Origin of the sequence: Jeotgalicoccus huakuii, assembly GCF_036665975.1 — a bacterium.
Taxonomy (GTDB): domain Bacteria; phylum Bacillota; class Bacilli; order Staphylococcales; family Salinicoccaceae; genus Jeotgalicoccus; species Jeotgalicoccus marinus.
Map to the genome: position 1 here is coordinate 177,823 of NZ_JAVIYN010000001.1, position 25,558 is coordinate 203,380.

At 36.6% G+C, this 25,558-nt stretch carries 26 protein-coding genes, 1 riboswitch and 1 other annotated feature; of the genes, 24 read left to right on the plus strand and 2 right to left on the minus strand.

The annotated features are described in order from the left end of the window. Window positions 1–5: 5 nt before the first annotated feature. Entirely contained in the window at window positions 6–1,202 is a 1,197-nt protein-coding gene (locus V6E76_RS00770) for an amidohydrolase (protein WP_247348086.1), read from the minus strand. A 257-nt stretch (window positions 1,203–1,459) separates the two neighbouring features. On the opposite strand from V6E76_RS00770, the gene V6E76_RS00775 reads away from it, so the two are divergent. From V6E76_RS00775 to V6E76_RS00795, 5 genes are all read left to right on the plus strand, one after another. Continuing rightward, window positions 1,460–2,176 carry a prepilin peptidase gene (locus V6E76_RS00775; protein ID WP_499797679.1) on the plus strand — a complete coding sequence of 239 codons (717 nt, stop codon included), beginning with the start codon at window positions 1,460–1,462 and terminating at the stop codon, window positions 2,174–2,176. Continuing rightward, the gene (radC, locus tag V6E76_RS00780; protein ID WP_499797680.1) at window positions 2,173–2,859 is read left to right on the plus strand and encodes a RadC family protein; all 687 of its coding nucleotides are present in this window, start codon (window positions 2,173–2,175) and stop codon (window positions 2,857–2,859) included. Before V6E76_RS00775 ends, radC begins: the two co-directional genes overlap by 4 nt. A gap of 10 nt (window positions 2,860–2,869) precedes the next feature. Then, complete coding sequence (locus V6E76_RS00785) at window positions 2,870–3,232, plus strand: hypothetical protein (RefSeq protein WP_026866508.1); 363 nt, start codon at window positions 2,870–2,872, stop codon at window positions 3,230–3,232. A gap of 158 nt (window positions 3,233–3,390) precedes the next feature. Then, window positions 3,391–5,175, plus strand: coding sequence for a hypothetical protein (locus tag V6E76_RS00790; RefSeq protein WP_247348089.1), 1,785 nt, complete (start codon window positions 3,391–3,393; stop codon window positions 5,173–5,175). Between the two features lie 93 nt (window positions 5,176–5,268). After that, window positions 5,269–6,117: an aldo/keto reductase gene (locus tag V6E76_RS00795; RefSeq protein ID WP_026866506.1), complete on the plus strand. Its 849-nt coding sequence runs from the start codon at window positions 5,269–5,271 to the stop codon at window positions 6,115–6,117. Between the two features lie 44 nt (window positions 6,118–6,161). Here V6E76_RS00795 and chrA read toward each other — a convergent pair whose 3' ends face one another. Continuing rightward, window positions 6,162–7,334 carry a chromate efflux transporter gene (gene chrA / locus V6E76_RS00800; RefSeq protein WP_026866505.1) on the minus strand — a complete coding sequence of 391 codons (1,173 nt, stop codon included), beginning with the start codon at window positions 7,332–7,334 and terminating at the stop codon, window positions 6,162–6,164. 116 nt (window positions 7,335–7,450) lie between these two features. On the opposite strand from chrA, the gene V6E76_RS00805 reads away from it, so the two are divergent. The 19 genes from V6E76_RS00805 (at window position 7,451) to recJ (ending at window position 25,555) form a co-directional block, all read left to right on the plus strand. Then, on the plus strand, window positions 7,451–8,305 hold the full coding sequence (locus V6E76_RS00805) for a putative RNA methyltransferase (protein ID WP_247348091.1): 855 nt from the start codon (window positions 7,451–7,453) through the stop codon (window positions 8,303–8,305). A 328-nt stretch (window positions 8,306–8,633) separates the two neighbouring features. Next, window positions 8,634–9,122 carry a SprT-like domain-containing protein gene (locus tag V6E76_RS00810; protein ID WP_247348093.1) on the plus strand — a complete coding sequence of 163 codons (489 nt, stop codon included), beginning with the start codon at window positions 8,634–8,636 and terminating at the stop codon, window positions 9,120–9,122. Between the two features lie 36 nt (window positions 9,123–9,158). Then, a riboswitch (SAM riboswitch) is annotated at window positions 9,159–9,261 on the plus strand. Between the two features lie 58 nt (window positions 9,262–9,319). Beyond that, window positions 9,320–10,333 carry an ATP-binding cassette domain-containing protein gene (locus tag V6E76_RS00815; protein WP_247348095.1) on the plus strand — a complete coding sequence of 338 codons (1,014 nt, stop codon included), beginning with the start codon at window positions 9,320–9,322 and terminating at the stop codon, window positions 10,331–10,333. 52 nt (window positions 10,334–10,385) lie between these two features. Further along, on the plus strand, window positions 10,386–10,985 hold the full coding sequence (locus V6E76_RS00820) for a methionine ABC transporter permease (RefSeq protein ID WP_499797687.1): 600 nt from the start codon (window positions 10,386–10,388) through the stop codon (window positions 10,983–10,985). Continuing rightward, on the plus strand, window positions 10,985–11,791 hold the full coding sequence (locus tag V6E76_RS00825; protein WP_247348099.1) for a MetQ/NlpA family ABC transporter substrate-binding protein: 807 nt from the start codon (window positions 10,985–10,987) through the stop codon (window positions 11,789–11,791). The genes V6E76_RS00820 and V6E76_RS00825 overlap by 1 nt, the downstream gene beginning before the upstream one ends. Next, window positions 11,791–12,939 (plus strand): aminotransferase class I/II-fold pyridoxal phosphate-dependent enzyme, encoded by a 1,149-nt coding sequence (locus V6E76_RS00830; RefSeq protein WP_499797681.1) that lies wholly within the window; start codon window positions 11,791–11,793, stop codon window positions 12,937–12,939. Before V6E76_RS00825 ends, V6E76_RS00830 begins: the two co-directional genes overlap by 1 nt. 71 nt (window positions 12,940–13,010) lie before the next feature. Continuing rightward, window positions 13,011–13,859: a rod shape-determining protein MreC gene (mreC, locus tag V6E76_RS00835; RefSeq protein ID WP_247348101.1), complete on the plus strand. Its 849-nt coding sequence runs from the start codon at window positions 13,011–13,013 to the stop codon at window positions 13,857–13,859. A 2-nt stretch (window positions 13,860–13,861) separates the two neighbouring features. Then, window positions 13,862–14,380: a rod shape-determining protein MreD gene (gene mreD / locus V6E76_RS00840; RefSeq protein WP_247348103.1), complete on the plus strand. Its 519-nt coding sequence runs from the start codon at window positions 13,862–13,864 to the stop codon at window positions 14,378–14,380. Window positions 14,381–14,421: 41 nt separating this feature from the next. Next, window positions 14,422–14,492 (plus strand) — a sequence feature (ribosomal protein L21 leader region). 11 nt (window positions 14,493–14,503) lie between these two features. After that, a complete protein-coding gene (rplU, locus tag V6E76_RS00845; protein ID WP_026866496.1) occupies window positions 14,504–14,812 on the plus strand; it encodes a 50S ribosomal protein L21 in 309 nt (102 codons plus the stop codon). Beyond that, on the plus strand, window positions 14,812–15,132 hold the full coding sequence (locus tag V6E76_RS00850) for a ribosomal-processing cysteine protease Prp (protein ID WP_247348105.1): 321 nt from the start codon (window positions 14,812–14,814) through the stop codon (window positions 15,130–15,132). Before rplU ends, V6E76_RS00850 begins: the two co-directional genes overlap by 1 nt. An 11-nt stretch (window positions 15,133–15,143) precedes the next feature. After that, a complete protein-coding gene (rpmA, locus tag V6E76_RS00855) occupies window positions 15,144–15,428 on the plus strand; it encodes a 50S ribosomal protein L27 (RefSeq protein WP_247348107.1) in 285 nt (94 codons plus the stop codon). A gap of 85 nt (window positions 15,429–15,513) precedes the next feature. Next, complete coding sequence (obgE, locus tag V6E76_RS00860; RefSeq protein WP_247348110.1) at window positions 15,514–16,794, plus strand: GTPase ObgE; 1,281 nt, start codon at window positions 15,514–15,516, stop codon at window positions 16,792–16,794. A 9-nt stretch (window positions 16,795–16,803) separates the two neighbouring features. Further along, window positions 16,804–17,391: a Holliday junction branch migration protein RuvA gene (gene ruvA / locus V6E76_RS00865; protein ID WP_247348112.1), complete on the plus strand. Its 588-nt coding sequence runs from the start codon at window positions 16,804–16,806 to the stop codon at window positions 17,389–17,391. Window positions 17,392–17,407: 16 nt separating this feature from the next. After that, window positions 17,408–18,406: a Holliday junction branch migration DNA helicase RuvB gene (gene ruvB / locus V6E76_RS00870; protein WP_026866491.1), complete on the plus strand. Its 999-nt coding sequence runs from the start codon at window positions 17,408–17,410 to the stop codon at window positions 18,404–18,406. Window positions 18,407–18,425: 19 nt separating this feature from the next. Next, window positions 18,426–19,448: a tRNA preQ1(34) S-adenosylmethionine ribosyltransferase-isomerase QueA gene (queA, locus tag V6E76_RS00875; protein ID WP_166626599.1), complete on the plus strand. Its 1,023-nt coding sequence runs from the start codon at window positions 18,426–18,428 to the stop codon at window positions 19,446–19,448. A 12-nt stretch (window positions 19,449–19,460) separates the two neighbouring features. Then, the gene (gene tgt, locus V6E76_RS00880) at window positions 19,461–20,606 is read left to right on the plus strand and encodes a tRNA guanosine(34) transglycosylase Tgt (RefSeq protein ID WP_026866489.1); all 1,146 of its coding nucleotides are present in this window, start codon (window positions 19,461–19,463) and stop codon (window positions 20,604–20,606) included. Between the two features lie 18 nt (window positions 20,607–20,624). Further along, window positions 20,625–20,882 carry a preprotein translocase subunit YajC gene (gene yajC, locus V6E76_RS00885; protein WP_026866488.1) on the plus strand — a complete coding sequence of 86 codons (258 nt, stop codon included), beginning with the start codon at window positions 20,625–20,627 and terminating at the stop codon, window positions 20,880–20,882. Between the two features lie 95 nt (window positions 20,883–20,977). Then, the gene (gene secDF, locus V6E76_RS00890) at window positions 20,978–23,257 is read left to right on the plus strand and encodes a protein translocase subunit SecDF (protein WP_499797682.1); all 2,280 of its coding nucleotides are present in this window, start codon (window positions 20,978–20,980) and stop codon (window positions 23,255–23,257) included. Window positions 23,258–23,311: 54 nt separating this feature from the next. Then, a complete protein-coding gene (gene recJ / locus V6E76_RS00895; protein WP_247348114.1) occupies window positions 23,312–25,555 on the plus strand; it encodes a single-stranded-DNA-specific exonuclease RecJ in 2,244 nt (747 codons plus the stop codon). The last annotated feature ends 3 nt before the right edge of the window (window positions 25,556–25,558 follow it).

A 25,558-nucleotide genomic window follows, 5' to 3' on the forward strand; every position in this document is an offset into this window, starting at 1 on the left:
ATGTTTTATTTTTCTAAGCGTGCTAAGGCAACTTGACCGAGTACTTTTGCACTGATCAAAAGTGAGGCCTCGTGCACCTTAAATTTAGGGTGGTGGTTTGGATAGACATCCTCTAGTTCAACACCATCTGGTTTGGCACCAACTTGGATGAAAGTGCCTGGTATTTTTTGAGTATAGAATGAAAAGTCTTCTGATCCACTTGAAGGTTTAGGATGAGAAATTGTATGGAAATAGTCACCGACATTTTCACTTAAAATCTCTTCGACTTGCTCGGTCTCTGTTGGATGATTATAAGTTACTGGATAGTCATAGACATAATCTAATTCACAAGATACATCAAATGAACTTTCAATACCTGTAGCAATTTTCTTCATTGCCTCATAGGCAGGCACCTTATTCTTTTCGTCTAGATAACGGACTGTACCTCTTAAGGTGACTGAATCTTGAATCACATTATAGCCACCTGGTGCATCAAAGGCAGTGACAGAAACGACGACACTATCCATTGGATCCATGCGTCTAGAGACAATGGTCTGTGCCTCAGCGACAAAATATGCACCTGCAACGAGTGCATCATGTGTTGTGTGAGGCATGGCACCGTGACCACCATAACCTTGTATTTTAAGATCATAGTTTGAGCGTCCTGCCATAGCATTACCAGATGTAAGACCAATTTCACCAAGTTCTAACATTGGGAAGATATGAATGCCATAAACTTCATCTAGATCATCTAAAATACCTGATTCCACAATACTTTTGGCGCCACCTGGTGGCACTTCTTCAGCATGTTGATGAATGAGTTTAATTTTCCCTTGCCATTCATCTTTTAATTCGATTAAAGCCTTACCTAAATAGAGTAGGTAAGCAGTATGTACGTCATGGCCACACGCATGCATGACACCATCATTTTTCGATTTAAATTCAACATCCGCTTCTTCTTGTATAGGTAGAGCGTCAAAGTCCGCACGTAATCCAATTGTTTGTCCAGGGCTACTACCTTCTATTTCTACGATGATGCCGTAACCGTTTCCAACATTGGTCGTAACTTTAACATCTTCACCCTTATAAAAATCCTCAATATACTTGGCAGTGTTTTCCTCTTTAAAAGAAAGTTCTGGGTTAGCATGCAGATGACGTCTTGTTTCAATCATAGCTGCCTCACTTTCTTCTAACTTTTTAAATAACTTGTCTTTCAAACTCATTTGTAAATCCCCCTTTATATTTATGAATTTAGTCTATCACTGGATTTTAGAATAGACAAATAATTCTTTATATTTGAATAATATATTTGGAAAAGACAAAATTTCTATTTTTGTCTGTAAATTTAAGAAAATTGTCGTGATTTTTAGATAAAATAACAAAACTGTAGCCTTTCTCATACAATTTTGGAATTACTGCTTTTTTACAACAATTTAAATAGGGGATATATTGGATTTAAATCATTTAGAGGAGGGCACTTATGCTTTTAATCATGACAATGGGTGGTGTGTTAGCTTCTTTTATGTATGCTTTAACTCAAAATAGTCATATCAACTTTTTAACCAGGCGGAGTTCATGTGATTCATGTGACAGAACTTTAAACGTAATAGATCTCATCCCAGTTGTCGGTTTTTTAATAAATAAAGGGAGGTGTAAAGCATGCAATACGAAAATATCGATCAACTATTTCGTTTGTGAACTTATAATGATCAGTTTGTTTTTATTACCGACCATCATGCCCTTAGCCTATGATAATTTAGTTCTATATTATTTACTCGTCAGTATATTAATACCACTCTCAATATATGATTATGAAACGATGCTGATTCCCTTACACATGCTTTTTATTTTGTTAGTAACTGGTTTGTTCCTCACAAATTTTATAAACTTTGATCCTTTCCTTGACTTAATGATTGTCGGCTTACTTCATATCTTTTATTTCATTTTGAAAGATAAGATTGGCTATGGTGACATACAGCTGTTCTCTGTCTTGACTGTAATTACCCCTCTAGATTTTTTTATCTTTTCCTTTTTATTTACCTATATTATCGGTGGAATTGCCGTTATTATATTAGATTTAATATCTAAAAAACGCCTTGTAAAAGTGCCTTTAGTTCCTTTTATTGCGACGAGTCTTATCATTACTTTCTTCTTATATATTGACTACAATGATATTTATTTTGGAGGACACCTATGACCAGCGAATTAATGATTAGAGAAATGCATGATTCTGATAAACCCCGTGAGCGATTGCTCTTATATGGTCCGGATAAACTTACTAACCAAGAATTACTCGCAATACTCATTGCAACAGGTAATAAAAATGAATCAAGTCTATCTTTAGCTGCAAAAATACTTAAAGATTTACCTTCTATTAGAGAATTAAGAGAACTGACTTATGAAGAACTAACCTCAATTAAAGGAATTGGCATGGTGAAGGCGATTACAATCCTTTCATTTATAGAACTTGCTATTCGTATGCATACACATTCTAGAGAGGAAGAAAAATTTATTCGATCACCTAAAGATGTATCAGATATATTGATGGAAAAAGTCAGGTTCTATAATCAAGAGCATTTTATTGTCCTATTTTTAACGACTAAAAACATGGTCATTGAAGAAAAAACTTTATTTATAGGATCTTTGAATTCAAGTATTGTACATCCAAGAGAAATCTTTCGTGAAGCAGTGAAAAGGAGTGCTGCAGCGTTTATTTGTGTGCACAATCATCCCAGCGGAGATCCGACTCCATCAAAGGAAGATATAGAAGTAACAAAAAGATTAAAAGATTGTGGAGACCTTATTGGCGTGGATTTTTTAGATCATATTATTATAGGTGATGGTAAATACATCTCCTTAAAAGAAATGTCTTATATATAAGGAGTAAATTATGGGGTTAGATATGTATTTAGTACTAGAAGATCGAACGACGAAAGAGCAAATTGAGTATGCATATTATAGGAAATTTAACGCCTTGCAAGGTTACTTTGAATCAAATTATAATATTGAAAATCCTGGGGTCATAGAACTTACGATGGATATAATTAATGATGTCTATATCAGGTTAAATGAAATACGTTATGCCCCAGAAAAAGCAAATTTAATTCTACCCACTTATGCGGGTCCATTTTTTGGACGAATGACTTACGATCGTTTATATCACTCTTATATAAACCAAGCAGCTAATGATTTTTACCATGCAAAATTCATAGACTACAGTAAATATAAATTATACTATTCATCCAATTGGTAGGATAAAGACCAGTGTAGAACACCATCTACACGGGTCTTTTTAAATGATTTTAATCACTTATGAATGAAATGTGACAAAAATGTGATTATTCCGGTTTGTAAGATAGTTATTTAGGGGATAATTTAATATAAAAGTGTATTTTTAAAATTTAAAAGGGGATGTTTGCCATTAAATACTTAGTTCTAATACTATCTAGTTTCTGGCTTTTCGGTGGAGAGGATGAAAGTGACAAAATTTCAGAAGACACTATGGTAGAACAGCTAGACAACAAAGACGATGAAAGTGAGGAAGCAGAAGCTTCTAAAGAAGACGAGGAAGCTGAGGATGAAGTCGACAAAGAAACTGAAGTTGTTGGTCCGAGAACAGTATCCAGTGATATGACAGAAACAACCTTAACTGGTCCTGATGATAAGGAAATTACAGCACTTTTTGAAAATAATGCTGAACCGATTGAGGCATTTGAAGGTGCGGAAGAAGCGGATGTAGACCTTGAAGATGTATTAAAACCGAAAGATGAAGTCACAAGCTATTATTCTGAAACTTTCATGTTGATTAACGCATTTGAAGCTGAGTCTGATGAGCCAGCTGATACAGATTTAATTGGTTTGACTGCAGAAATCAACGAAGAGGATGAACTTCAAGTTTACTCAGGTCAGTGGTATCAAGAAGATGAGTTCATCTACCCATATGCATATGCAGATAGTGACACTTTACTTTATATAGCTGAAGATAAATGGACGGATATAACAGGTGAAGCTGAAGCAGAAGAAATATATTACGGTACGTATTCAAGCGTTTACGATGCATTAATGGAAAGTGAGGATGTCATAGAAATTTTTGAAGATGATGATAATTATTATTTAATTAATGTCGGTCAAGAAGAAGTCCTTCATGAGACATTTGGTTCGATTTATGAAGTCGAGTTCCAAAATGCAGATGAGGAATCACAAAATAATGCAGTACTTGCAATAGTTGATAAAGACTCAAATGAAGTTAGTGATCTCACCTACATTAGTAATGCCAAAGGTTTAGCTGAAGGGATAGAACTACAAATCGAAGTTGCTGCTAAGTTTGATAATTACGGCGACTACGACGATGGTGTGACAGAACCTACTGAAGGTGAGGAAATTGAAGTTGATGAACAGAGTAGCGAAAATCGAAGTGGTGTTGATGCATCGAGTACTGGAAAAGTTGAAGGAAAAACTTTGACAGGTAAAGATGGTGCAGAGATTAATTCTGTTCAAGAAAATAACCAAGGCTTATCAACAGCACTTGAAGAAGCTGAAGATACGGATGTTGAAATTGATGAAATCTTTAAAGATAAAAGCGAGATTTATTCTTATTACTCAGAGTTTGATGCAATGGTACGCTTAATCGGTGAATCTGATGATGAACAGAGGGAAGAAACGGTTAAAGCAACTGCTGAAATTTATGAAGTCGAAGATGAATTAGAAGTTTACTCTGAAGTTGCGAATAATGGCGAGGACTTAGAACCATCTGTTTATGCAAGTGAAGAAATTTATTTCCAATATGATGGAAGTAAATGGAATGATCTGTCTACAGAAGGGAATGTAGAAGACGTTTATAATCCCACATATAGTAATATGTATGATGTCTTCATGGAAAACCAGGAACTACTCGATGTTAAAGTAGATGATGACTATTATTATCTTTATAACATCTCAAATGATATGGAAATTCATGATACATTTGGTCAGATATTTGGAGCAGAAATCAATAATGGTGTTGAAGATGAACAAGTGAATGCCATCGTTGGTGTTTTAGATAAGGAAACAAATGAATTGAGTCAAGTAACCTATATCTCTACAGCACCATCTCAGAATGGTGAGGGTGCAATACACTTAGAAATGTCTGGTATATATAAAGATTATGGGAAATTTGATGATGATGGTATAACTGTTCCTGACGAGATATACGAATAGGATGAAATAATTATGACCAAGTTCTTAAAATTTAAAGTACTTGGTCTTTAATATTGTATAATAATAGTAAACATAAGCAAGGTGGGAGAAAATATGGAATTCGTGACATTAAATAATGGTGTTGAGATGCCAATAGAAGGTTTTGGTGTCTTTCAAATTGAACCGGAAGAAACTGAGAAGTGTGTACTAGATGCAATAGAAGTTGGATATAGACACATTGATACAGCAGCCACCTATGGCAATGAACGTGGTGTTGGTACTGCAATTAAAAAATCAGGTATTGATCGTAAAGATTTATTTATTACTAGTAAATTATGGGTGGAAGATCAAGGTTATGAATCAACATTAAAGGCATTTGAGAAATCCCTAGAGCGTTTAGGGACCGATTATTTAGATTTATATTTAATTCATCAGCCATTCGGGGATTATTATGGTTCATACCGTGCTATGGAAGCATTGTATAAGCAAGGAAAAATTAAAGCGATTGGGGTTTCAAACTTTGATTCCGCACGATTAGTTGATTTGATTATGAATAATGAGATTGTACCTCAGATTAATCAAATAGAACTACATCCATTTTTACAACAAAAAGAAGCAATCAAGGTGATGAAAGAATATGGCGTTCAAGTAGAGTCATGGGGCCCTTTAGCAGAAGCTAAACATGGTATTTTAGAAGAAAAAGAATTACAAGATATCGCACAGAAGCATAAAAAAACCGTTGCACAGGTCATCCTTAGATGGCACCTCGATAATGGTATCGTTATTATTCCTAAGTCTGTAAATAAAGATAGAATGATTGAAAATCTAGATATCCACGATTTTAATCTAGACAGTGCTGATATGAGAATCATTGAAGCTTTTGATGGAAGTCAAAATAAAATTGTGGATCATACTGATATCAATATTGTGATTGGTATGAATAAATCAAAGACACCAGAGTGAATGTAAAATCCCTGAATGCCAATATTGGTATTCAGGGACTTATCTTATAAGAAGGAAATTAATATACCACCAATTGCACCACTAACCACAATGAGCCAAGGTGGAGATTTTAAGTAATTCAACATGACAAATAGTATTGCAGCTAAGGCGAAATCTGCTGGTTGATTAATGGCAGAAGTTGAGATTGGTGTGTAAAGTGCAGCAATTAAAATACCAACCACTGCTGCATTAACCCCCATTACAGCCCCTTTAGTTTTAGCATGATTTCTTATCATATCCCAGAAGGGCAGGCTGCCTAAAATAAGTAAGAATGCTGGTAAGAAAATTGCAAATGTTGCAAATAAGCCACCGAGCCAGCCATTCATAACAGTGCCGAGGTATGAAGCGAAGGTGAAAAGCGGTCCTGGAACTGCTTGAGTTGCCGCATAGCCTGCTAAAAATGCCTCTTGTGAAATCCAGCCCATTGGTACAAGTTCTTGCTCTAGAAGTGGTAACACAACGTGACCACCTCCAAAAACCAAGGAGCCAGCACGATAAAAGCTGTCAAAAACAGATACCCAATAATTTCCCGTAAATTCTCTTAACATGGGTAGTAAGAATAACAATATAAAAAATAAACTTAAACAGATGATAGAAAAAGTTTTGTTAACTGGGAACAAAGTTCTTTTCGTATCAGCTTCATGGTCCTTAAATATTAAAAATCCAAGCAGTGCAGCAATTAGAATGACGCCAACTTGTGTAATAACTGATGGAAAGATAAGTATAATAACTACTGCTAAGAGCGCAATCAGTTTTCGACTTAGATCAGGTGTTAAATTTTTAGCCATGCCAAGTATTGCATGTAAGACGATGACTACTGCAACAATTTTTAAGCCTTGAATCCAAGCTGCATCAGCAATATTGAAGGTTGTTAAAAGACTAGCAAAAATAATTAGTGCAATGACTGAAGGTAAGGTGAATCCTAAAAATGAGATGATACCACCTAAAACGCCACCTCGCATGACACCGACTCCGATACCCACCTGACTGGACGCGGGACCAGGTAAAAATTGAGAAAGTGCGACAAGATCAGCATAACTCTTTTCATCCATCCACTTTTTACGCTCGACATACTCGGTATGAAAGTAACCGAGGTGTGCAGAGGGTCCACCAAAAGAAGTTAAGCCTAATCTTGTGGACACTAAATATATTTCAAGTAATAGCATGAATCGCTTCATTTAATCCTCCTTAAAAACTTGTTTTTGTGTAGAATACCATTTAAAGTTATTGAGTACTATAGAAATTTATATTCTTTTACAATTCATAATGTAATTGAAATAAAGTAGGTGAATTAATGAAAAAGAGAGAAATTGCAGCGCTTGGTTTTCAGAAATTAGAATCGAATCTACAGTGTCCGATTTGTAGTGCTGATTTAAATGTCGTCGATTCAAATCGTTTAGTGTGTGAAAATCGTCATAGTTATGACTTAGCAAAACAAGGCTACGTCAACATGTTGCAAAAACAAGTATCATCGATGTATGATCAAGACTTATTTGATGCGAGGTATAATATTATATCAGTTCATAATCTTTACAAAATAATTCATCAAAAAATTGCTGATATAATTAATGCACTTCCAAATGAAAACCGCCTTATTTTTGATGCAGGTTCTGGTGAAGGTTCACATTTACGTTCAATTATAAAACTAGTTGATAAAGATAACACTCATGGTATTGGATTAGATATCTCAAAAGATGGTGTATTACTCGCGAGTAAAAACTATAGTCATGAAAACTGGGTGGTCGGAGATTTAAGTCGTACACCGTTTAAAGAGAGTAGTATAGATGTAATCTTAAGCTACTTATCTCCTGCGAATTATGAAGAATTTCAACGTATTTTAAAGCCGAACGGCATACTGATTAAAGTTATTCCGGGTAGCAAGTACTTAAAAGAAATTAGAGAAACTTTAGCTGGTGATAGTCAAGAATATGAGAATACGGATACCTTGGAGTTAATGAGAAATAAAGTAGATTTTATTTCCGAAGAGAGAATCACATATGAAGTTGAACTGGCTAGCGTCGCTTTAAAAGATTTAATAAAGATGACCCCGCTCGGTTGGCACGTAAGTCAGCAAGAGATTAAAGATTTTACTGAAACAACAAGTAAAATAATTACTGTAGATTTACACATTATTCAAGCGAAATATTGAAATAACTGTCATTGTAATCTTATCAAACTGCGTTATAATATTGTTTATGGGCTATTATTTGAAATATTTGAGCTTATATTACAAAGATATTACAAACATAATTATTTCACATTAAGGCTTGAAATAACCCAAAGATTAAAATATAATGAAAATATATTAAGAAATACATAACAGAACGACCTATTAATTTATAGCTATACTTCATATTATTAGCTCAATCGTTCTTTGATAGTGCCTTTGGCCTAGATATCATATTATATTATTTATCTGTTAGGGAGACTTCGAGTCTCTCTTTTTTTATGACTATTTATAAGTAGTGGTGAGTAAGGTGGACGAAAAAGAATTATTAGAATATGCAGTAGCATTCTCTAAGAAGCATTTTAATGTGGATTTTAATATTTCACTAAGAATCTCAAATAGAATGACTGCAAAGCTTGGCGCTTTTGTAATTAAGACGAGACACAACAGGGTTATTAACGAAGAGATTGTCATGTCGAAAACCTTTATTGACAATAATCCGAGGCACGTAATTCTTGATGTCCTACACCATGAATGTGTGCATTTTTGTCTATATCGACTAAACAAACCTTACCGAGATCAAGATGATTATTTTAAGAATACACTCAAGAAGCTCAACATTTCATTAACAAGAACCTATAGATACAAAGGCACTCTACATCATTATCAATGTATGCACTGTAATTATAAATTTACTAAACGTATGAAAGGTTATGAGAAGCGGTATGTCTGTGCACGTTGTCACTCGAGATTTACTTATCTCGGTCAAAGTAAAGAGTCGCCTCTTATTGACTTTTAGAATTAAATCATATAGTATTACTCTAAATTGAATATGAAATTATCAAGAGAGATGGAGGGTCGGGCCCTATGAAGTCTCAGCAGCGGGCTTATTTAAGTACTGTGCTAAATCCTGCAGGCATCGGCTTGGAAGATAATCAAACATCGCCATTTGTCTACATGATGAATGGTTTTTTTATTTTAAAGAGGAGGTAGATCATGAGCATAAAATTGGAGAGCGTTTCAAAAACCTATCAATTAAAAGGTCGTAAGGTTGAAGCATTAAAAGAGACATCATTAGAAATTAAGACAGGTGAGATTTTTGGTTTAATCGGTTACTCAGGCGCAGGTAAATCTACCTTAGTTAGATTAATTAACTTATTGGAACAACCAACAACGGGTTCGGTAACAGTTGCTGGTGAAGATTTAACGAAGCTCACTAAGAATGAACTTAGACAGAAACGCCAAAAAATTGGTATGATATTTCAGCAGTTTAATCTCATTGAATCTAAGACTGTTTATGAAAATATTGAATTTGTTCTAAAGGCTTCAAAATTTGATAAGAAAAAGAGACCAGGCCGTATCAAGGAATTATTGGAATTGGTTGGACTTGGAGACAAGGCTGAAATTAAATCATCAAATTTAAGTGGAGGGCAAAAGCAAAGAGTAGGTATTGCTCGTGCACTTGCAAATGATCCTGACATCTTGCTTTGTGATGAAGCAACGAGTGCCTTAGATCCAGACACGACTAAGAGTATTCTAAAATTATTGAATCGAATCAATAAGGATTTAGGTATTACGATTATCGTCATCACTCATGAAATGGAAGTTATTAAAGAAATTGCAGACCGGGTCGGTGTAATGTCTCAAGGTGAAATTTTAGAAATAGGTCAAACTTATGATGTCTTTAGTCATCCTAAGCATGAAATTACTAAAGACTTTGTTCAAGAAATTTATAACTTTGAAGTCCCTAAGCAGTTTAAGGCAACGCGTGAGAATCAAGTGATTACAATTCAGTTCCTCAGTGAAAATGCAGAAGAGAATTATCTCAACAAACTGTATCGTAATTTTGATTTAAACATTAGCATTTTAAATGGACGCATTGAATACATTAAGGATCAACCACTTGGCTTTTTAATGTTCCAAGTGACTGGTAAAGAAGAAGAAATTAATAGACTGAAAAGTCATATTGATCAGACGAACGGCATAGAAAGGGTGGGTTACATTGGATAGTTTCAGTCAGTTATGGCCAATTTTATATAAAGCATTACTTGAGACTACTCAAATGGTTTCTATTTCAATATTTTTTGCAGTGTTATTAGGATTACCACTAGGTATTCTTTTATATATTACGCAGCACCCACTCCTTTTTAGAATTAAACCTTTAAACAGTGTCCTCGGATGGTTGATGAATATTATTCGGTCATTCCCATTCATTATCTTAATCGTTGCGATTATGCCTTTTGCAACTTGGTTAGTTAACGATTCACATGGACCTGTATTTGCAAGTGTGGCCTTATCAATTGCTGCAGTACCACTATTTGCCCGCCTCGTTGAATCTAGTTTCAACGGTGTTAAAGACGGTGTGATTGAAGCGAGTATAGCAGGTGGCGCTTCAATTTTCTTAATCGTTACGGATGTTTTGTTACCAGAAGCGAAAAAGAGTATTACCCAAGCGATTACGCTAACAATTATTTCAATTATTGCTTTCTCAGCGACTGCAGGCGTTGTCGGTGGTGGTGGTGTAGGTGACCTAGCCATACGCTACGGTTATTACCGTTATGACACATTAACGATGATTGTGACAGTGGTTGTCTTAATCATTATCGTACAAATTGTTCAGTGGGTCGGCGACCGACTTGCAAACAGAGCGGAGGATAAGTAATGAGAGGTATTATAACATTTTTAATTGGTACACTTTTTGTCATCGTTCTAACAACAGTTTTACTCCATGAGGATGAAGGTGAAGTGATTACTATTGGTGCATCTAGTGGACCATTTGCTGATATGGCCACATACGCATTAAAGCCTGTACTAGAACAAGAAGGTTATTCAGTTGAAGTCATTGAGTACAGTGATTATATTCAACCGAATAATGCATTAGCCAATGGTGATATCGATGCTAACCTCTTTCAAAATGTACTCTTCATGGATAGTTATAATGAAGAAAATAATACAGAATTAAAAAATATCATTCAAGTACCAACTGCGCCTATGGGGCTATACAGTGGAACATTCGACAGCATAGACAGTATTACATCAGGAAGTGAAGTGGCTCTGCCTTTAGATCCTGTTAACGCTTCACGCGGTTTCTTAACTTTACAAGATGCTGGGCTCATAACAATTAGTGAAGATGCTGACATGTTTGCCATCGAAGAAGCAGACATTATCGATAACAAGAAAAACTTAGAATTTATCTTCCAAGATGCTGGCCAACTGCCTAGAAGTGTCGATCAGATTGGTCTGTCTCTTGTGCCAGGAAACTTTGCGCTTGCGAGTGATATGAAGTTAGAAGATGCCTTGTCATTAGAGAATATGAACGAATATTTTAGAAATCAAATCGTGATTAACGGTGAAGATGCCGGAAGCAAAATGGAAGAAGACCTTATCAAGGCTGTAGAATCTGAAGAATTTAATGAAGTCATTGATGCAGATTTCCAAGGTTTCGATAAACCAGAGGAGGATGAATAATGGCGAGTGATTTATTGAATAGTTTAAGTCCGAGCTACTTTTCTAGCATGATGAACAAAAAATTAGAAACAGGGGAAAAACCACTCTTAAATCTAGCAGTGGGTATCCCTGATGGTTTGACACCAAAAGTTATTACCGATGCTGTCAAGGTAGCGATTGACAAGGAAGAAAACCAAAAATATGGTTCTTTTCGTGGGAAAGAAGAATTAAAAATCAGTATTAAAAATTTTTACAAGAGAACTTATGATGTCGATTTAAATGATGAGAATATCGCAATTTTATTTGGTACAAAAAACGGCTTGGTTAATTTCCCACTTGCACATTTAAATCCTGGCTCTGGAATTATGTTGCCAAACCCAGGATATGCCGATTACATTACAGCTGTTGAATTAGCGGGGGCAATGGCCATCGATATGCCTTTACTTGAAGAAAATAATTATCTACCAGATTTCGATGCCCTTGAAAGAGAACTTAAAGAGACGGATTTAATTTATTTAAACTATCCTTCTAATCCAGTTGGTGCGGTCGCAACCCAAGAATTTTTTGATCAAACAATTGAACGCTTTAAAGGTACGAATACACAAATCCTTCATGATTTCGCCTATGCCGCATTTGGTTTTAACGAACAACATCCGAGCATATTAACGAGTGATAAAAATCTTGAACAATCCATTGAAGTCTACTCACTGTCAAAAGGATTTAATATGTCAGGTTATCGTATAGGATTTGCTGTCGGCAATAAGGACATGATTGAAAGCATTAATAGATTCCAAGATCATACAAATGCTGGTGTCTTTGGTGTCACTCAGGATGCAGCAGTGGCAGCCTTAGATCATGCAGATGAACTGATACCAAAACAAAATGAAATCTTTAACAAGAGAAAGACATATATTAATGAAGCTTTAAGTGCATTAAATATTCCAATTCAACATATCGACGGGGGTATCTTTGGTTGGATTAAAGTACCGGACGGATTTACAGGTGAAACATTCGTTGAGTATTTATTAAAGGAACAGTCGATTTTGACTACGCCGGGTATTCCATTCGGTAGCCGAGGGACGAATTATATTAGAATATCTTTAGCCGTAGAGGATTCGATATTACAAACTTTTGTCGACAGGCTAATAGAGATTAAAAATCTCTGGTAAGTTTAGTGCTAGTCCCTTATTAAATGTGTTATTATTTATTTCAGATATATTTTATTGGGGGCGGACGGAGAGTGACTAAGTTTTTTAATAGAAACCGCTTGCTCATCGTACTATTTGGGATCATTGTTTTGATTGCCTTAATAGGGTTTTCATTAACAGACCGTAGTACGACGACAAAAGCTGAACAATTTACTGGCGATGCGGTCGCAACTACACAAGAAACCGTTAATGCACCATTTGGTTTTATCGGCAATATATTTTCAAATTTTTTTAATATGTTTGGTGCAGTTGAAGAGAATGAAGAATTAAAAAAACAACTAGATATGTTACCGCAACTACAGGCGGATAATGAGCGGTTAACTGAAGAGAACCAAAAGCTTCAAGAAGCCCTAGACGTCAGTTCTAATATGGACTATGAAACAATTAATGCAAATGTCATTTCAAGATCTCCTGACCAGTGGTTAAACTCTTTTACTATCGATAAGGGTGAGAAGGATGGTCTAAAAGAAGGTATGGCTGTATCAACTTCTAAGGGATTGATTGGTATTGTTAATAGGGTGAACGGTGGTTCAGCCTTTGTAGAGATTATTTCATCCAATGCGTCTCAAAATAACCTATCTGTAGAGGTCAAACATGGTGACGAGACAGTTTATGGTAACATTAGAAATTTTAATACAGAGAAAAATGTTTTAGTTATCGAAAACATTAAAAATCAGGTAACGATAGAACAAGGTGATGAGGTCTATACTTCTGGATTAACAGGTTCTTTACCTGAAGGGATTGTGATCGGTCAGGTAGTAGAAGTAGAAAATGATGAGTATGGTCTGAGTCAAAATGCTTATGTCCAAATGAACAGCGACTTAAATGACGTGGATACGGTGTTTGTTTTAAAACGAGATCCTGAATCATTGGAGGACTAAATATGCAGATGATTGTCATCTTCATCTTGGGAATTATTCTCATTTACATCGATATGACATTTACAGCTTTTAGTCCCATGATGTTGTTTGGTGTTGAGGTATACTTTGTACCTAAGTTCTTATTTATGTACATCTTACTTCTCACAATTTATGCGGGGCCAAAAATCAGCATGTTTTTCGCGCTACTGTTCGGCGTCATGCTAGATGTCTATATCGGTTCGATTTATGGTATCTATAGTTTTGGATTTATTGCTTTCGTTATATTTATGCAAACAGCATTTCGCGTATTTTACCGTGACTTTGTAGCTATGGCTTTTGTTGTTTTGTTGAACTCGTTTTTCTTTGATTTATATCAGTACCTTATCTATCGTATTTTAGAATTTATTTCTATGCCATTCTTTGATTTTATTGCCCTAAGAGCAATACCGAGTGTATTGGTTAATGCGATTATGTTTACAGTTATATATGTCTTAGCAATACAAACAGCAAAAGTGAGAAAAGAATTACGTAGTAACAATTGACATGGTAGTCCAAAATTTGTATAATACAGTAGTTGATGAAAAGTGAACATCAACCGCTCATATATAGGTCTAAGCGGGAAGCCCACCTATAATGGCGTGTCTTAAAAAATAGGAGGTGTAAGTATGTTTGCAATCATCGAAACAGGTGGAAAACAAGTAAAAGTTGAAGAAGGACAATCAATCTTCGTTGAAAAAATCAACGCTGAAGAAGGTGCTTCATTCACATTTGACAAAGTACTTTTTGTTGGTGGAGACAGTGTTAAAGTTGGTGCCCCAACAGTTGAAGGTGCTACTGTTGAAGCAACGGTTGAAAAACACGGTCGCGGCAAGAAAATCAACATTATCAAGTTCAAACGTAGAAAGAACTATAGCCGTAAGCAAGGTCACCGTCAGCCGTACACGAAATTAACAATCGGCAAAATCAACGCATAATGATTAAAGTAATCATCGCACGTAACAGTGAGTCACAAATTACCGAATTTACTATGACAGGTCACGCGGACTATGATGTCCACGGTAAGGATCTTGTTTGTGCAGGTGCTTCGGCAGTTGTTTTCGGTTGTGTCAATGCACTATTTGCACTCACTGCTAGTGAACCTGACGTCGACATGGCGGATGATGGCGGATACTTAAGTATGAAACTTGAAAATCCGGATGACGACAAAGTTCAATTGATTTTGGAAACTATGATTGTTTCATTGAAGACTATTGAATCAGAATATACGGAATTTATAAAACTTGAATACGAGTGAGGTGTATTTACATGCTAAAATTAGACTTACAGTTCTTCGCATCGAAAAAAGGTGTAGGTTCGACTAGAAACGGTCGTGACTCAGAATCAAAACGCCTTGGTGTCAAAAGACAAGACGGTCAATTCGTAACTGGAGGATCTATTATCTTCCGTCAACGCGGAACTAAAATTCACCCAGGTGAAAACGTAGGACGCGGGGGAGACGACACACTATTCGCTAAAATCGATGGTGTTGTTAAATACGAACGTGTTGGACGCGACAAAAAACGTGTTTCTGTATACCAGGAAGCGAAATAAGACTATTGTGGCATCAGCTTCTGCTGATGCCTTTTTTTATGAGTGCTATAATATAAATTAGAGAAAAATACATGGAGGTGAATCTATGTTTATAGATTACGTATCCGTCTTTTTAAAGGCTGGTAATGGTGGTAATGGCTTAGTTGCTTACCGCCGAGAAAAGTATATACCGCTGGGTGGACCAGCAGGTGGCGATGGTGGTAATGGCGCTGACATTATCATGGAAGTTGACGAAGGTCTTAGAACTTTAATGGATTTTAGATTCCAGCGTCATTTTAAAGCTACTCACGGTGAAAATGGTATGAATTCTAATATGCACGGAAAAAATAGTGCACCGTTAGTATTAAAAGTACCACCAGGTACAATTATTAAAAATAAAGAAACGGGTGAGACACTTGCTGACTTAGTTGAACATGGTCAACAAGCAGTCATCGCTAAAGGTGGACGCGGCGGCCGTGGAAATTCAAGATTTGCGACCAGTCGTAATCCAGCACCAGATTTTGCCGAGAACGGTGAGCCAGGAGAAGAATTAGAAGTTACTATGGAACTGAAAATGATGGCAGATGTGGGTATAGTTGGTTTTCCAAGTGTCGGTAAATCAACATTGCTTGGAACTGTATCACAAGCTAAACCCAAAACAGGCGACTATCATTTCACAACCTTACAACCGAATCTAGGCGTAGTATCCACACAGGATGGCCGTACATTTGTCATGGCAGATATGCCGGGATTAATTGAGGGCGCATCAGATGGTACTGGTCTTGGTCATCAATTCCTAAGACACATTGAACGCACAAAAGTGCTCGTTCATGTTATTGATATTGCTGAGGTAGATGGTCGGGATGCGATTAGTGACTATAAGACGATTCGCCAAGAGATGGAACTGTTTAATGCGGAACTTCTAAATCTTCCTGAAGTTATTGCTTTAAATAAGGTTGAATTAATCGATCACGATAATGAAATTATCAATCATTTTAAGGCTGGCATTGACTCAGATAGTGATATTGTGGAAATATCAGCAGCAACAGGCGAAAATCTAGATGAATTACTTTATAAAGTTGCAGGTTTACTTGAGAGACAACCTGTAGTGAAAGAAGAAATCGAAACGGAAAGCCGTGTAATTTACAGACACGAAAAAGATCCTGATCGCTTTGAAATCACTAGAGATGACGATGGTGCTTACGTCGTATCCGGACACTCGATTGAACGTCTCTTCATGATGACTGACTTTAACCGTGAAGCAGCGGTGCGTCGTTTTGCAAGACAGATGCGTACAATGGGAATTGATGATGCCCTTCGTGAACGTGGGATTAAAGCAGGAGATATCGTTCGTATTTTAGGCGGAGAGTTTGAATTTGTAGAATAGGTGAATACAATGTACCAATATATAAAAGGACAACTCACAGAAGTGAAACCGACAGGCGTCACAGTTGAAAACAGTGGTATTGGCTATCATTTATTAGTCGCGAATCCATTTCGTTTAGAGCAGTATATTAATACTGAAGTTAAAATTTATACTGAGTTTATAGTGCGTGAGGATGCACAGTTACTATACGGTTTTATGGCTGAGGATGAAAAGTCCTTGTTTAATTCACTCTTGAAAGTAACTGGAATTGGTCCGAAGAGTGCGCTTGCAATTCTTGCGTCGGCTTCACCGAGTGATATCATTCGTGCCATAGAAAACGAAGATAGTGTCTTTATGCAGAAGTTTCCTGGTATCGGTAAAAAAACGGCGAGTCAAATTATCTTAGACTTAAAAGGCAAACTGCAAATTACTGACAATGTTGAAGAGACCAATAAGTCTGTGACTACTAATGATTATCTAAGTGAAGCACTCTTAGCCCTAGAGGCTTTAGGGTACTCGAAGAGAGAACTGACAAGAGTTGAAAAGAAACTTGCTGATGAATCATTGGAATCAGTTGATGCTAACGTAAAACGAGGCTTAAAATTATTATTAAACTAGTGGTAGGAGTGACATTATGGATGAACGTATTCTCGATGAACATGAACACGGTGATGAAGCGTCCTTAGAACTCTCGCTACGGCCGGTTAAATTATCACAATATATCGGACAGCATGCCATTAAAGAAAATTTAAACGTCTTCATTAAAGCAGCAAAGATGCGTGAAGAAGCACTTGACCACGTTATCTTACATGGCCCACCAGGTTTAGGTAAAACGACATTGGCAAACATCATTGCTGCTGAGATGGATGTAAACATCAAGACCACTTCAGGACCAGCAATTGAACGGGCAGGCGATCTTGCTGCGATCTTATCTAGTCTTGAACCTGGCGATGTGCTCTTTATAGATGAGATTCATAGAATTCCGAGAGTCGTTGAAGAGGTCTTATATTCAGCTATGGAAGACTTTTTCATCGATATCGTCATCGGTAGTGGTGATGAAGTGAGAAGTATAAGAATTGACTTGCCACCCTTTACGCTTGTTGGTGCCACAACGCGCTTCGGTTCTTTATCTGCACCGCTAAGAGACCGCTTTGGAGTGCAACTTAGGTTAGAATATTACGATCTTGAAAGTCTTAAACATATCATCGAACGTACTGCAGATATATTTGAAGTCACATTGCCGACAGATAGTATGAATGAACTTGCGAGACGCTCTCGTGGCACGCCTAGAATTGCCAACCGTCTACTCAGACGTGTGAGGGATTTTTCTATGGTAAAAGAAGAGGATGAAATTACTTTAGAGACCACTAACCATGCTTTAAAAGTTTTAGAAGTTGATCCAGAAGGCTTAGAACCTGTGGATCACAAAATAATGCGGACGATTATTGACACATACGGTGGCGGTCCAGTTGGACTAGAAACAGTTGCAGTCTCGATTGGTGAGGAAGTTGTAACATTAAATGATGTGTACGAGCCTTATTTAATTCAACGCGGATTTTTAGAACGTACACCGAGAGGACGTAAAGCGACTGCTAAATCCTTCGAATATTTTAAAGACAACAAAACGAACTAAGTTAAAGTGGAGGATACACATGAAGTTAGACGAATTTGATTTCGACTTACCTGAAAATTTAATTGCGCAGACACCTTTAAAAGAGCGTACACATTCTCGTTTACTCGCAGTCAATAAATCGACCGGTGAACTTTCAGACAAACATTTTTATAATGTGACGGATTATTTTAAGCGCGGCGACGTGCTCGTGTTAAATGACACAAAAGTCTTACCGGCACGTCTATTTGGTGTTAAAGAAGATACTCACGCCAAAGTTGAAATGCTACTTTTAAAACCGATAGAAGTCGGTTATGAGGTGCTTCTAAAACCCTCTAAAAAGGTTAAAGTGGGAACGAAAGTGATCTTTGGTGAAGGGCGTTTAATTGCGGAGTGTGTCGAGAAATTTGATGAAGGTATTCATCATATGAAGTTGAGCTATGATGGCATTTTAGAAAATGTCTTAGATGAACTCGGTGAAATGCCTCTACCACCTTATATTAAAGAAAAGTTAGAAGATAAGGACCGCTACCAAACAGTCTTTGCACGTGAGTCAGGTTCTGCTGCTGCACCAACTGCTGGCTTACATTTTACTAAAGACTTACTTAGTGAAATCGAAGAATTAGGCATAAAAATTGTCTACATTACCTTACATGTTGGTCTCGGTACCTTTAGACCTGTTTCAGTAGACACGGTTGAAGATCACGTTATGCATAGTGAGTTTTACACCATGACTGACAGTGTAGCAAAAACTTTAAATGAAGCAAAACAAGCTGGAAATAACATAATCAGTGTGGGTACGACGAGTACAAGAACACTTGAGACTATTATGCATGATCACGGGGAATTTAAGGCAGCATCAGGCTTTACTGATATTTTTATTTACCCAGGTTTTGAATATAAAGCTGTCGATGTATTGATTACTAACTTCCATTTACCTAAGTCATCGTTAGTTATGTTAGTGTCCGCATTTGCGACAAAAAATAATATTTTAAATGCTTACCACCATGCAGTAAATGAAGAATATCGTTTCTTTAGTTTTGGTGATGCAATGATTTTATATTAAAGAGGTGACAAAATGGCTATACGTTATGAACATATAAAAACTTGTAAACAAACTGGTGCACGTCTAGGAAAGCTTCATACACCGCATGGTGTTATCGACACGCCAATTTTTATGCCAGTTGGCACACTCGCAACAGTTAAGACGATGACACCGGAAGAACTCGCTGATATCGGCTCACAGATTATTTTATCGAACACTTATCACCTCTGGTTACGTCCGGGTAATGAAATTGTTAAAGAAGCGGGTGGCCTTCATAAATTTATGAACTGGGATAAGCCAATACTTACTGATTCTGGTGGTTTCCAGGTCTTTAGTTTGAGTCATAGAAGACAAATTACTGAAGATGGTGTGCACTTTAAAAGTCATTTAGACGGTAGAAACTTATTCCTAGGACCTGAAGGTGCTATGGATATCCAACATGACCTCGGTTCAGATATCATGATGAGTTTTGATGAGTGTGCTGAGATTCCATCAACACATGATTACGTCAAACAGTCTGTAGAAAGAACATCTCGATGGGCTGAAAGAGGCTTGAATCACCACATTAAAAAAGGACACGATAAACACCAGGCACTCTTTGGTATCGTCCAAGGTGGAGAATATAAAGACCTCCGTGAACAAAGTGCCAAAGATTTAGTATCAATGGACTTTCCAGGCTATTCAATTGGAGGCTTATCCGTTGGAGAACCTAAACCAACGATGTATAGAGTCCTTGAAGAAACCGTACCCTTATTACCTGAAAACAAGCCGAGATATTTGATGGGTATCGGATCTCCAGACGCTTTAATCGAAGGTGTCATTCGTGGTGTGGATATGTTTGACTGTGTCTTACCGACACGCATCGCTAGAAATGGTACTACAATGACATCACAAGGACGAGTCGTAGTTAAGAACAAAGTCTATGAGCGAGATTTTACACCGCTAGACCCGAACTGTGATTGCTACACTTGTAAGAATTATACGAGAGCATACATACGTCACCTGTTCAAGGCGGATGAAATTCTCGGTTTACGACTTACTACTTATCATAACTTGTATTTTCTGTTAAACTTGATGAAAGATGTTCGAACTGCAATTTTAAATGATAACTTACTAGATTTTAAAGAAGCATTTTTCGAATCTTACGGATTGAATAAAGAAAATCCGAAAAATTTCTAAGCAGGAGGAAGCAGCTAGATGGAATTATTAGTTACATTAGCGCCGATAATCGTCTTAGTACTTGTTATGTACTTCTTGATGATTCGCCCGGCACAGAAGAGACAAAAAGAAGTTCAAAACATGCAAGCTAATCTTCAAAAAGGCGATGACATCATTACAATTGGTGGAATGCACGGTACAATTGAATCATTTGACCAAAAACATATGTACGTGCGTACAGATGAATCAGTTGTCATTAAATTTGACCGGATTGCCTTAAAAGAAGTAGTTAAATAATGAAAATAAAGTCGACTGTAGTCGGCTTTTTTTATATTTATCTTTCTTTTCATTAGCGTTATAATGAACTCACTGTTGAAACTAGAGGTGTAGTAGTGAAAAAGAAAATTAATAAAATAATAATTGCATTGATGATTGTTGTCGTGTCATTTACGGCAATTGGTTTAACGTTAAAAGATGTCTTAAAAGACGTCAATCTAGGTTTGGATTTACAAGGTGGTTTCGAGGTACTTTATCAAGTTGATCCTTTAGAAGAGGGGGATACGATTGACGATAGTGCTGTTGAATCGACCGCATCAACGTTAGATTCTCGTGTTAACGTGCTCGGTGTATCAGAACCAAGTATTCAAATCGAGGATAATAATAGAATTAGAATACAGCTAGCAGGTGTAGAAGATCAGCAAGAAGCACGTGAATTATTAAGTACACAGGCAGAACTGACCATCCGTGATGTTGATGATAATGTTTTACTTTCTGGTAAAGACTTAGTTCAGGGCGGCGCATCTCAGGGCTATGATGAACTGAATAATGCAATGGTGTCACTTGAACTACGTGATAGTAATAAATTTAAAGAAGTCACTGAGGAAATTTCTTCTAAACCACAAGGTGAAAACCTGATGGTGATTTGGATGGACTTTGTAGAAGGTGAAGATTCATTCGCCGAAGAAGTTCAAAAGGAAGACCCTAAATTTATCTCTGCACCGACTGTTTCACAACCGATTAATTCTTCAGATGTCATGATTTCTGGCGGATTTGACGGTCAAGAAGGTGTAGAACGTGCACAAAATATTGCAGCACTATTAAACTCTGGTTCATTACCTGTTAAATTAACTGAGATTTATTCGACTTCAGTTGGTGCACAGTTTGGTGAACAAGCTCTAGATGAAACGGTCACTGCTGGATTGATTGGTGTTGCTTTAGTATTTATATTTATGATTTTCTTCTATAGAGTACCTGGCATCATTGCGGCGATTACTCTAACAATCTATATCTATCTTACATTAGTTGGCTTTAATGCAATCAGTGGTACATTGACCCTCCCAGGTATTGCGGCAATCATACTGGGTGTTGGTATGGCTGTGGACGCGAACATTATATTATACGAGCGATTAAAAGACGAGATTAGGATTGGCCGAAGCTTAAAACAAGCGTATAAAAAAGCAGCATCTTCATCCCTATGGACGATTGTAGATGCGAACTTAACAACATTAATCGCTGCTATTGTGCTCTTTATATTTGGTACTAGTAGTGTTAAAGGGTTCGCAACAATGCTACTCTTATCGATTCTAATGAGCTTTATTACAGCAGTAGTCTTAACGAGAGTACTTATGAATTTAATCGTTAATTCAAATTACTTTAATAAAAAAATATCTTGGTTTGGTGTAGCTAAAAAGAACATTCATAATATTACTGAAGGTAAAGACATTCAAGATCTTTCATCAATTTGGGACCGTTTTGACTTTGTCAAACATGCCAACAAGTTCTTTGCCCTTAGTGGTTTAATGATTGTAGCGGGTACTGTGATTCTCTTTATTTTTAAATTAAATTTAGGTATCGATTTTACAAGCGGGACACGTGCTGATATTACGACAGATGGTAATGTGACTGAAAGTGAAGTCACAGAAGAGCTCAGTGACCTAGGGGTTCCAGCAGAGTCAATTACAATGTCAGGTGAGGATACATTTGTAGCACGCTATGCGACTGATTTGAGTCAAGAGGAAGTCACTGACTTACAAAATCACTTTAATGAACTTTATGGTTCAGAACCAATGATTAGTACGGTGAGTCCTGTGATTGGTCAGGAGCTTGTACAAAATGCAATAGTAGCCTTAATTATTGCTTCGATTGGTATTATCATTTATACGTCGATTCGTTTTGAATGGCGAATGGCGCTTCCAGCAGTACTTGCGCTCTTACATGACGTCTTTATAATTATTGCAGTTTTCTCTATCTTAAGGCTTGAGGTTGATATAACTATCATTGCAGCAGTATTGACCGTCGTTGGTTATAGTATCAATGATACAATTGTTACTTTAGATAGGATTAGGGAAAATAATAGAAAAGTTAAAGTATACCGAAGTGAAGCTGAAATTAATGAAGTCATCAATCGTTCCTTAAGACAGACAGCGACAAGATCAATTAATACAGTATTGACAGTTATTATAGTTGTCGTCCTCTTGGTACTATTTGGAGCGACTTCAATCTTTAACTTCTCACTAGCTTTACTCATTGGTTTAATCAGTGGTGTATATTCTTCATTCTTCATTGCTATTCAACTATGGGGAGTGCTTAAACGTAGACAGCTTAGAAAAGCAGGTGGAGAATTAGTTGTCTATACTGATAAACCAAAAAATGATGATAAAGTTGTAGTATAATATTAGTACATTCAAACGTCCGGTTACGCCGGGCGTTTTTTAAGAGGTGATTGAGTGTTTACGTCAAAATTTACATGGCAAGTAAGAGAACGAACGAGCCAAATTGAAGATCAGCTAATTAAAGAATATAAATTAAACCAATTAGAGCAGACATTACTAGAAAATCGTGGCTATACATCAAGCGTTGAAGTGGAGACAATTCTAAATCCACAAACTTATAATTGGCAATATATCCCGAACATCCAGCATGCTATCAATATAATTAACACCCATCTTGAAAATAATAGTCGCATCTTAATTTATGGAGATTACGATGCTGATGGTATTACATCTACTGCTATGCTGTATGACGCTTTAAGAGGTAAAAGTGACAATGTATCTTATTTTATTCCAAACCGTATAGAACATGGTTATGGGCCGAACTATGATTTTTTTGAATTTGAAGTTGTGGGCAACGTCGATTTAGTTATTACTGTAGATAATGGTGTGGCACACAGTGAAGAGATCGGTTTATTAAGAGATAATGACATTGAAGTTGTCGTTATTGATCACCATAGTTTTTCAGAAGAAATTCCAAATGCAACCATTGTTCACACTGACTATAAAGAGAGTGCCTATCCCTTTAAGGAACTCGCAGCAGCAGGTGTGACATACAAGGTGATTGAAGGTTTAGACTTAATGAAAGACCAATATCTCGGTTTACTTGCTATTGGTACTGTGGCAGATATTGTCTCAATGACAGATGAAAACAAAATGTTAGTAAAAGCAGGCTTAAAAGTGCTGAACGAACAACTTCCACTTGGATTAAAATCATTACTTAAAACGAGTAATCACAGTGGATTGATTGATGAAGAGACGATAGGTTTTACAATCGGACCTAGACTGAATGCAACAGGTAGAATCGATGAGGCTTCTATTGGTGTAGAACTCCTACTCACCGAGGATGAAAACCAGGCTTATGAACTGTCAAGTGTGGTTGATAGTTTAAATACGGAGCGTAAGGCACTTGTAGAAACTATATACAATGAAGCGGTACAACAGATAGATGAGAGTAATGAAATTAATATTGTTATCGGAGAGACCTGGCATCATGGTGTATTAGGTATAGTCGCTTCTAGACTCACCGATGCTTTTGGAAAACCAGCTATCGTCTTAAGCCGAGACTTTGAGCTTTTTAAAGGCTCTGCACGGTCTATAGACGGTGTAAACTTACTTGAAGCGTTGAGGAAGTACCCTGAGTATTTCGAATCCCTGGGTGGACACTCTCAGGCACTCGGTCTAGCGATTTACGAGAGTGGAGCAGAAGAATTTAAAACGACCGTTACTGACCACTTCAACAATTTGAACTTGAAGTTAAAACCAGTTAAATTTATAGATTATAAAATTACTAAAGATAATTTGACCATGAAAGATTTTGAACGACTGTCTAGACTCAAACCGTTTGGTAAAGACTTTAACGTACCCACATTCATGATTACTAATCAAACAATCAAGAGCATTCGCCAAGTCGGTAAGGATAAGACACATATTAAAATTAATTTAGATGATACGGATATTGATATCATAGGTTTTAAATTTGGTCACTTATATAATGAAGTACAAGTAGGAGACCGGATTTCTCTTATCGGCACTTTAGATATCAATGAATTCAATCATAAGAGAAGTCTTCAGATGATTCTTTCAGATGCAAGAGTGGATGACCTACAGATATTAGATATGAGGGCGAAAAATGACCAAGACTTCTCACTAGTATCTAAAGAAGATACCTTTCTAACGTCTGATGTAAATGAGACGGAAAAAGGAAACTATTTTGTTTACGGTGAGGAATTACCTTTAGCAATGGACACACTTGTACTTAGAGATATTCCTTACTCCCTTTCGGCACTAAAAGAAAGTTTATCCGGTATTCAAGCCTCTAAAATCATCGTTATTTTTAACGATAAAAATGAGCTCTTCTTTGAAGGTTTACCTAGTAAACAAATTATTGAAAAGACAGATTCAGTCATTAAAAAAGCGGAGAATGGCTCAATCGATCTTACAATTCATGCACCGTACCTAGCTAGTAAACTTGATATATCTATGAAGAACTTGAAAAATATTATAGATATTTTAGTGGATTTAAGCCGTATTACGTTAGAACATGGTATAGTATATAAGGATAAAATCGAAGATGATATTGATATTGAACAGAGCGTGCATTTAAGACGCTTGACTGATAAAATTGAAGCGGAAGCAAAATTAAAAATGTCATCTGGGATTAAAATGAAAGATTATTTACGGACATTAATTACGACGTAAATG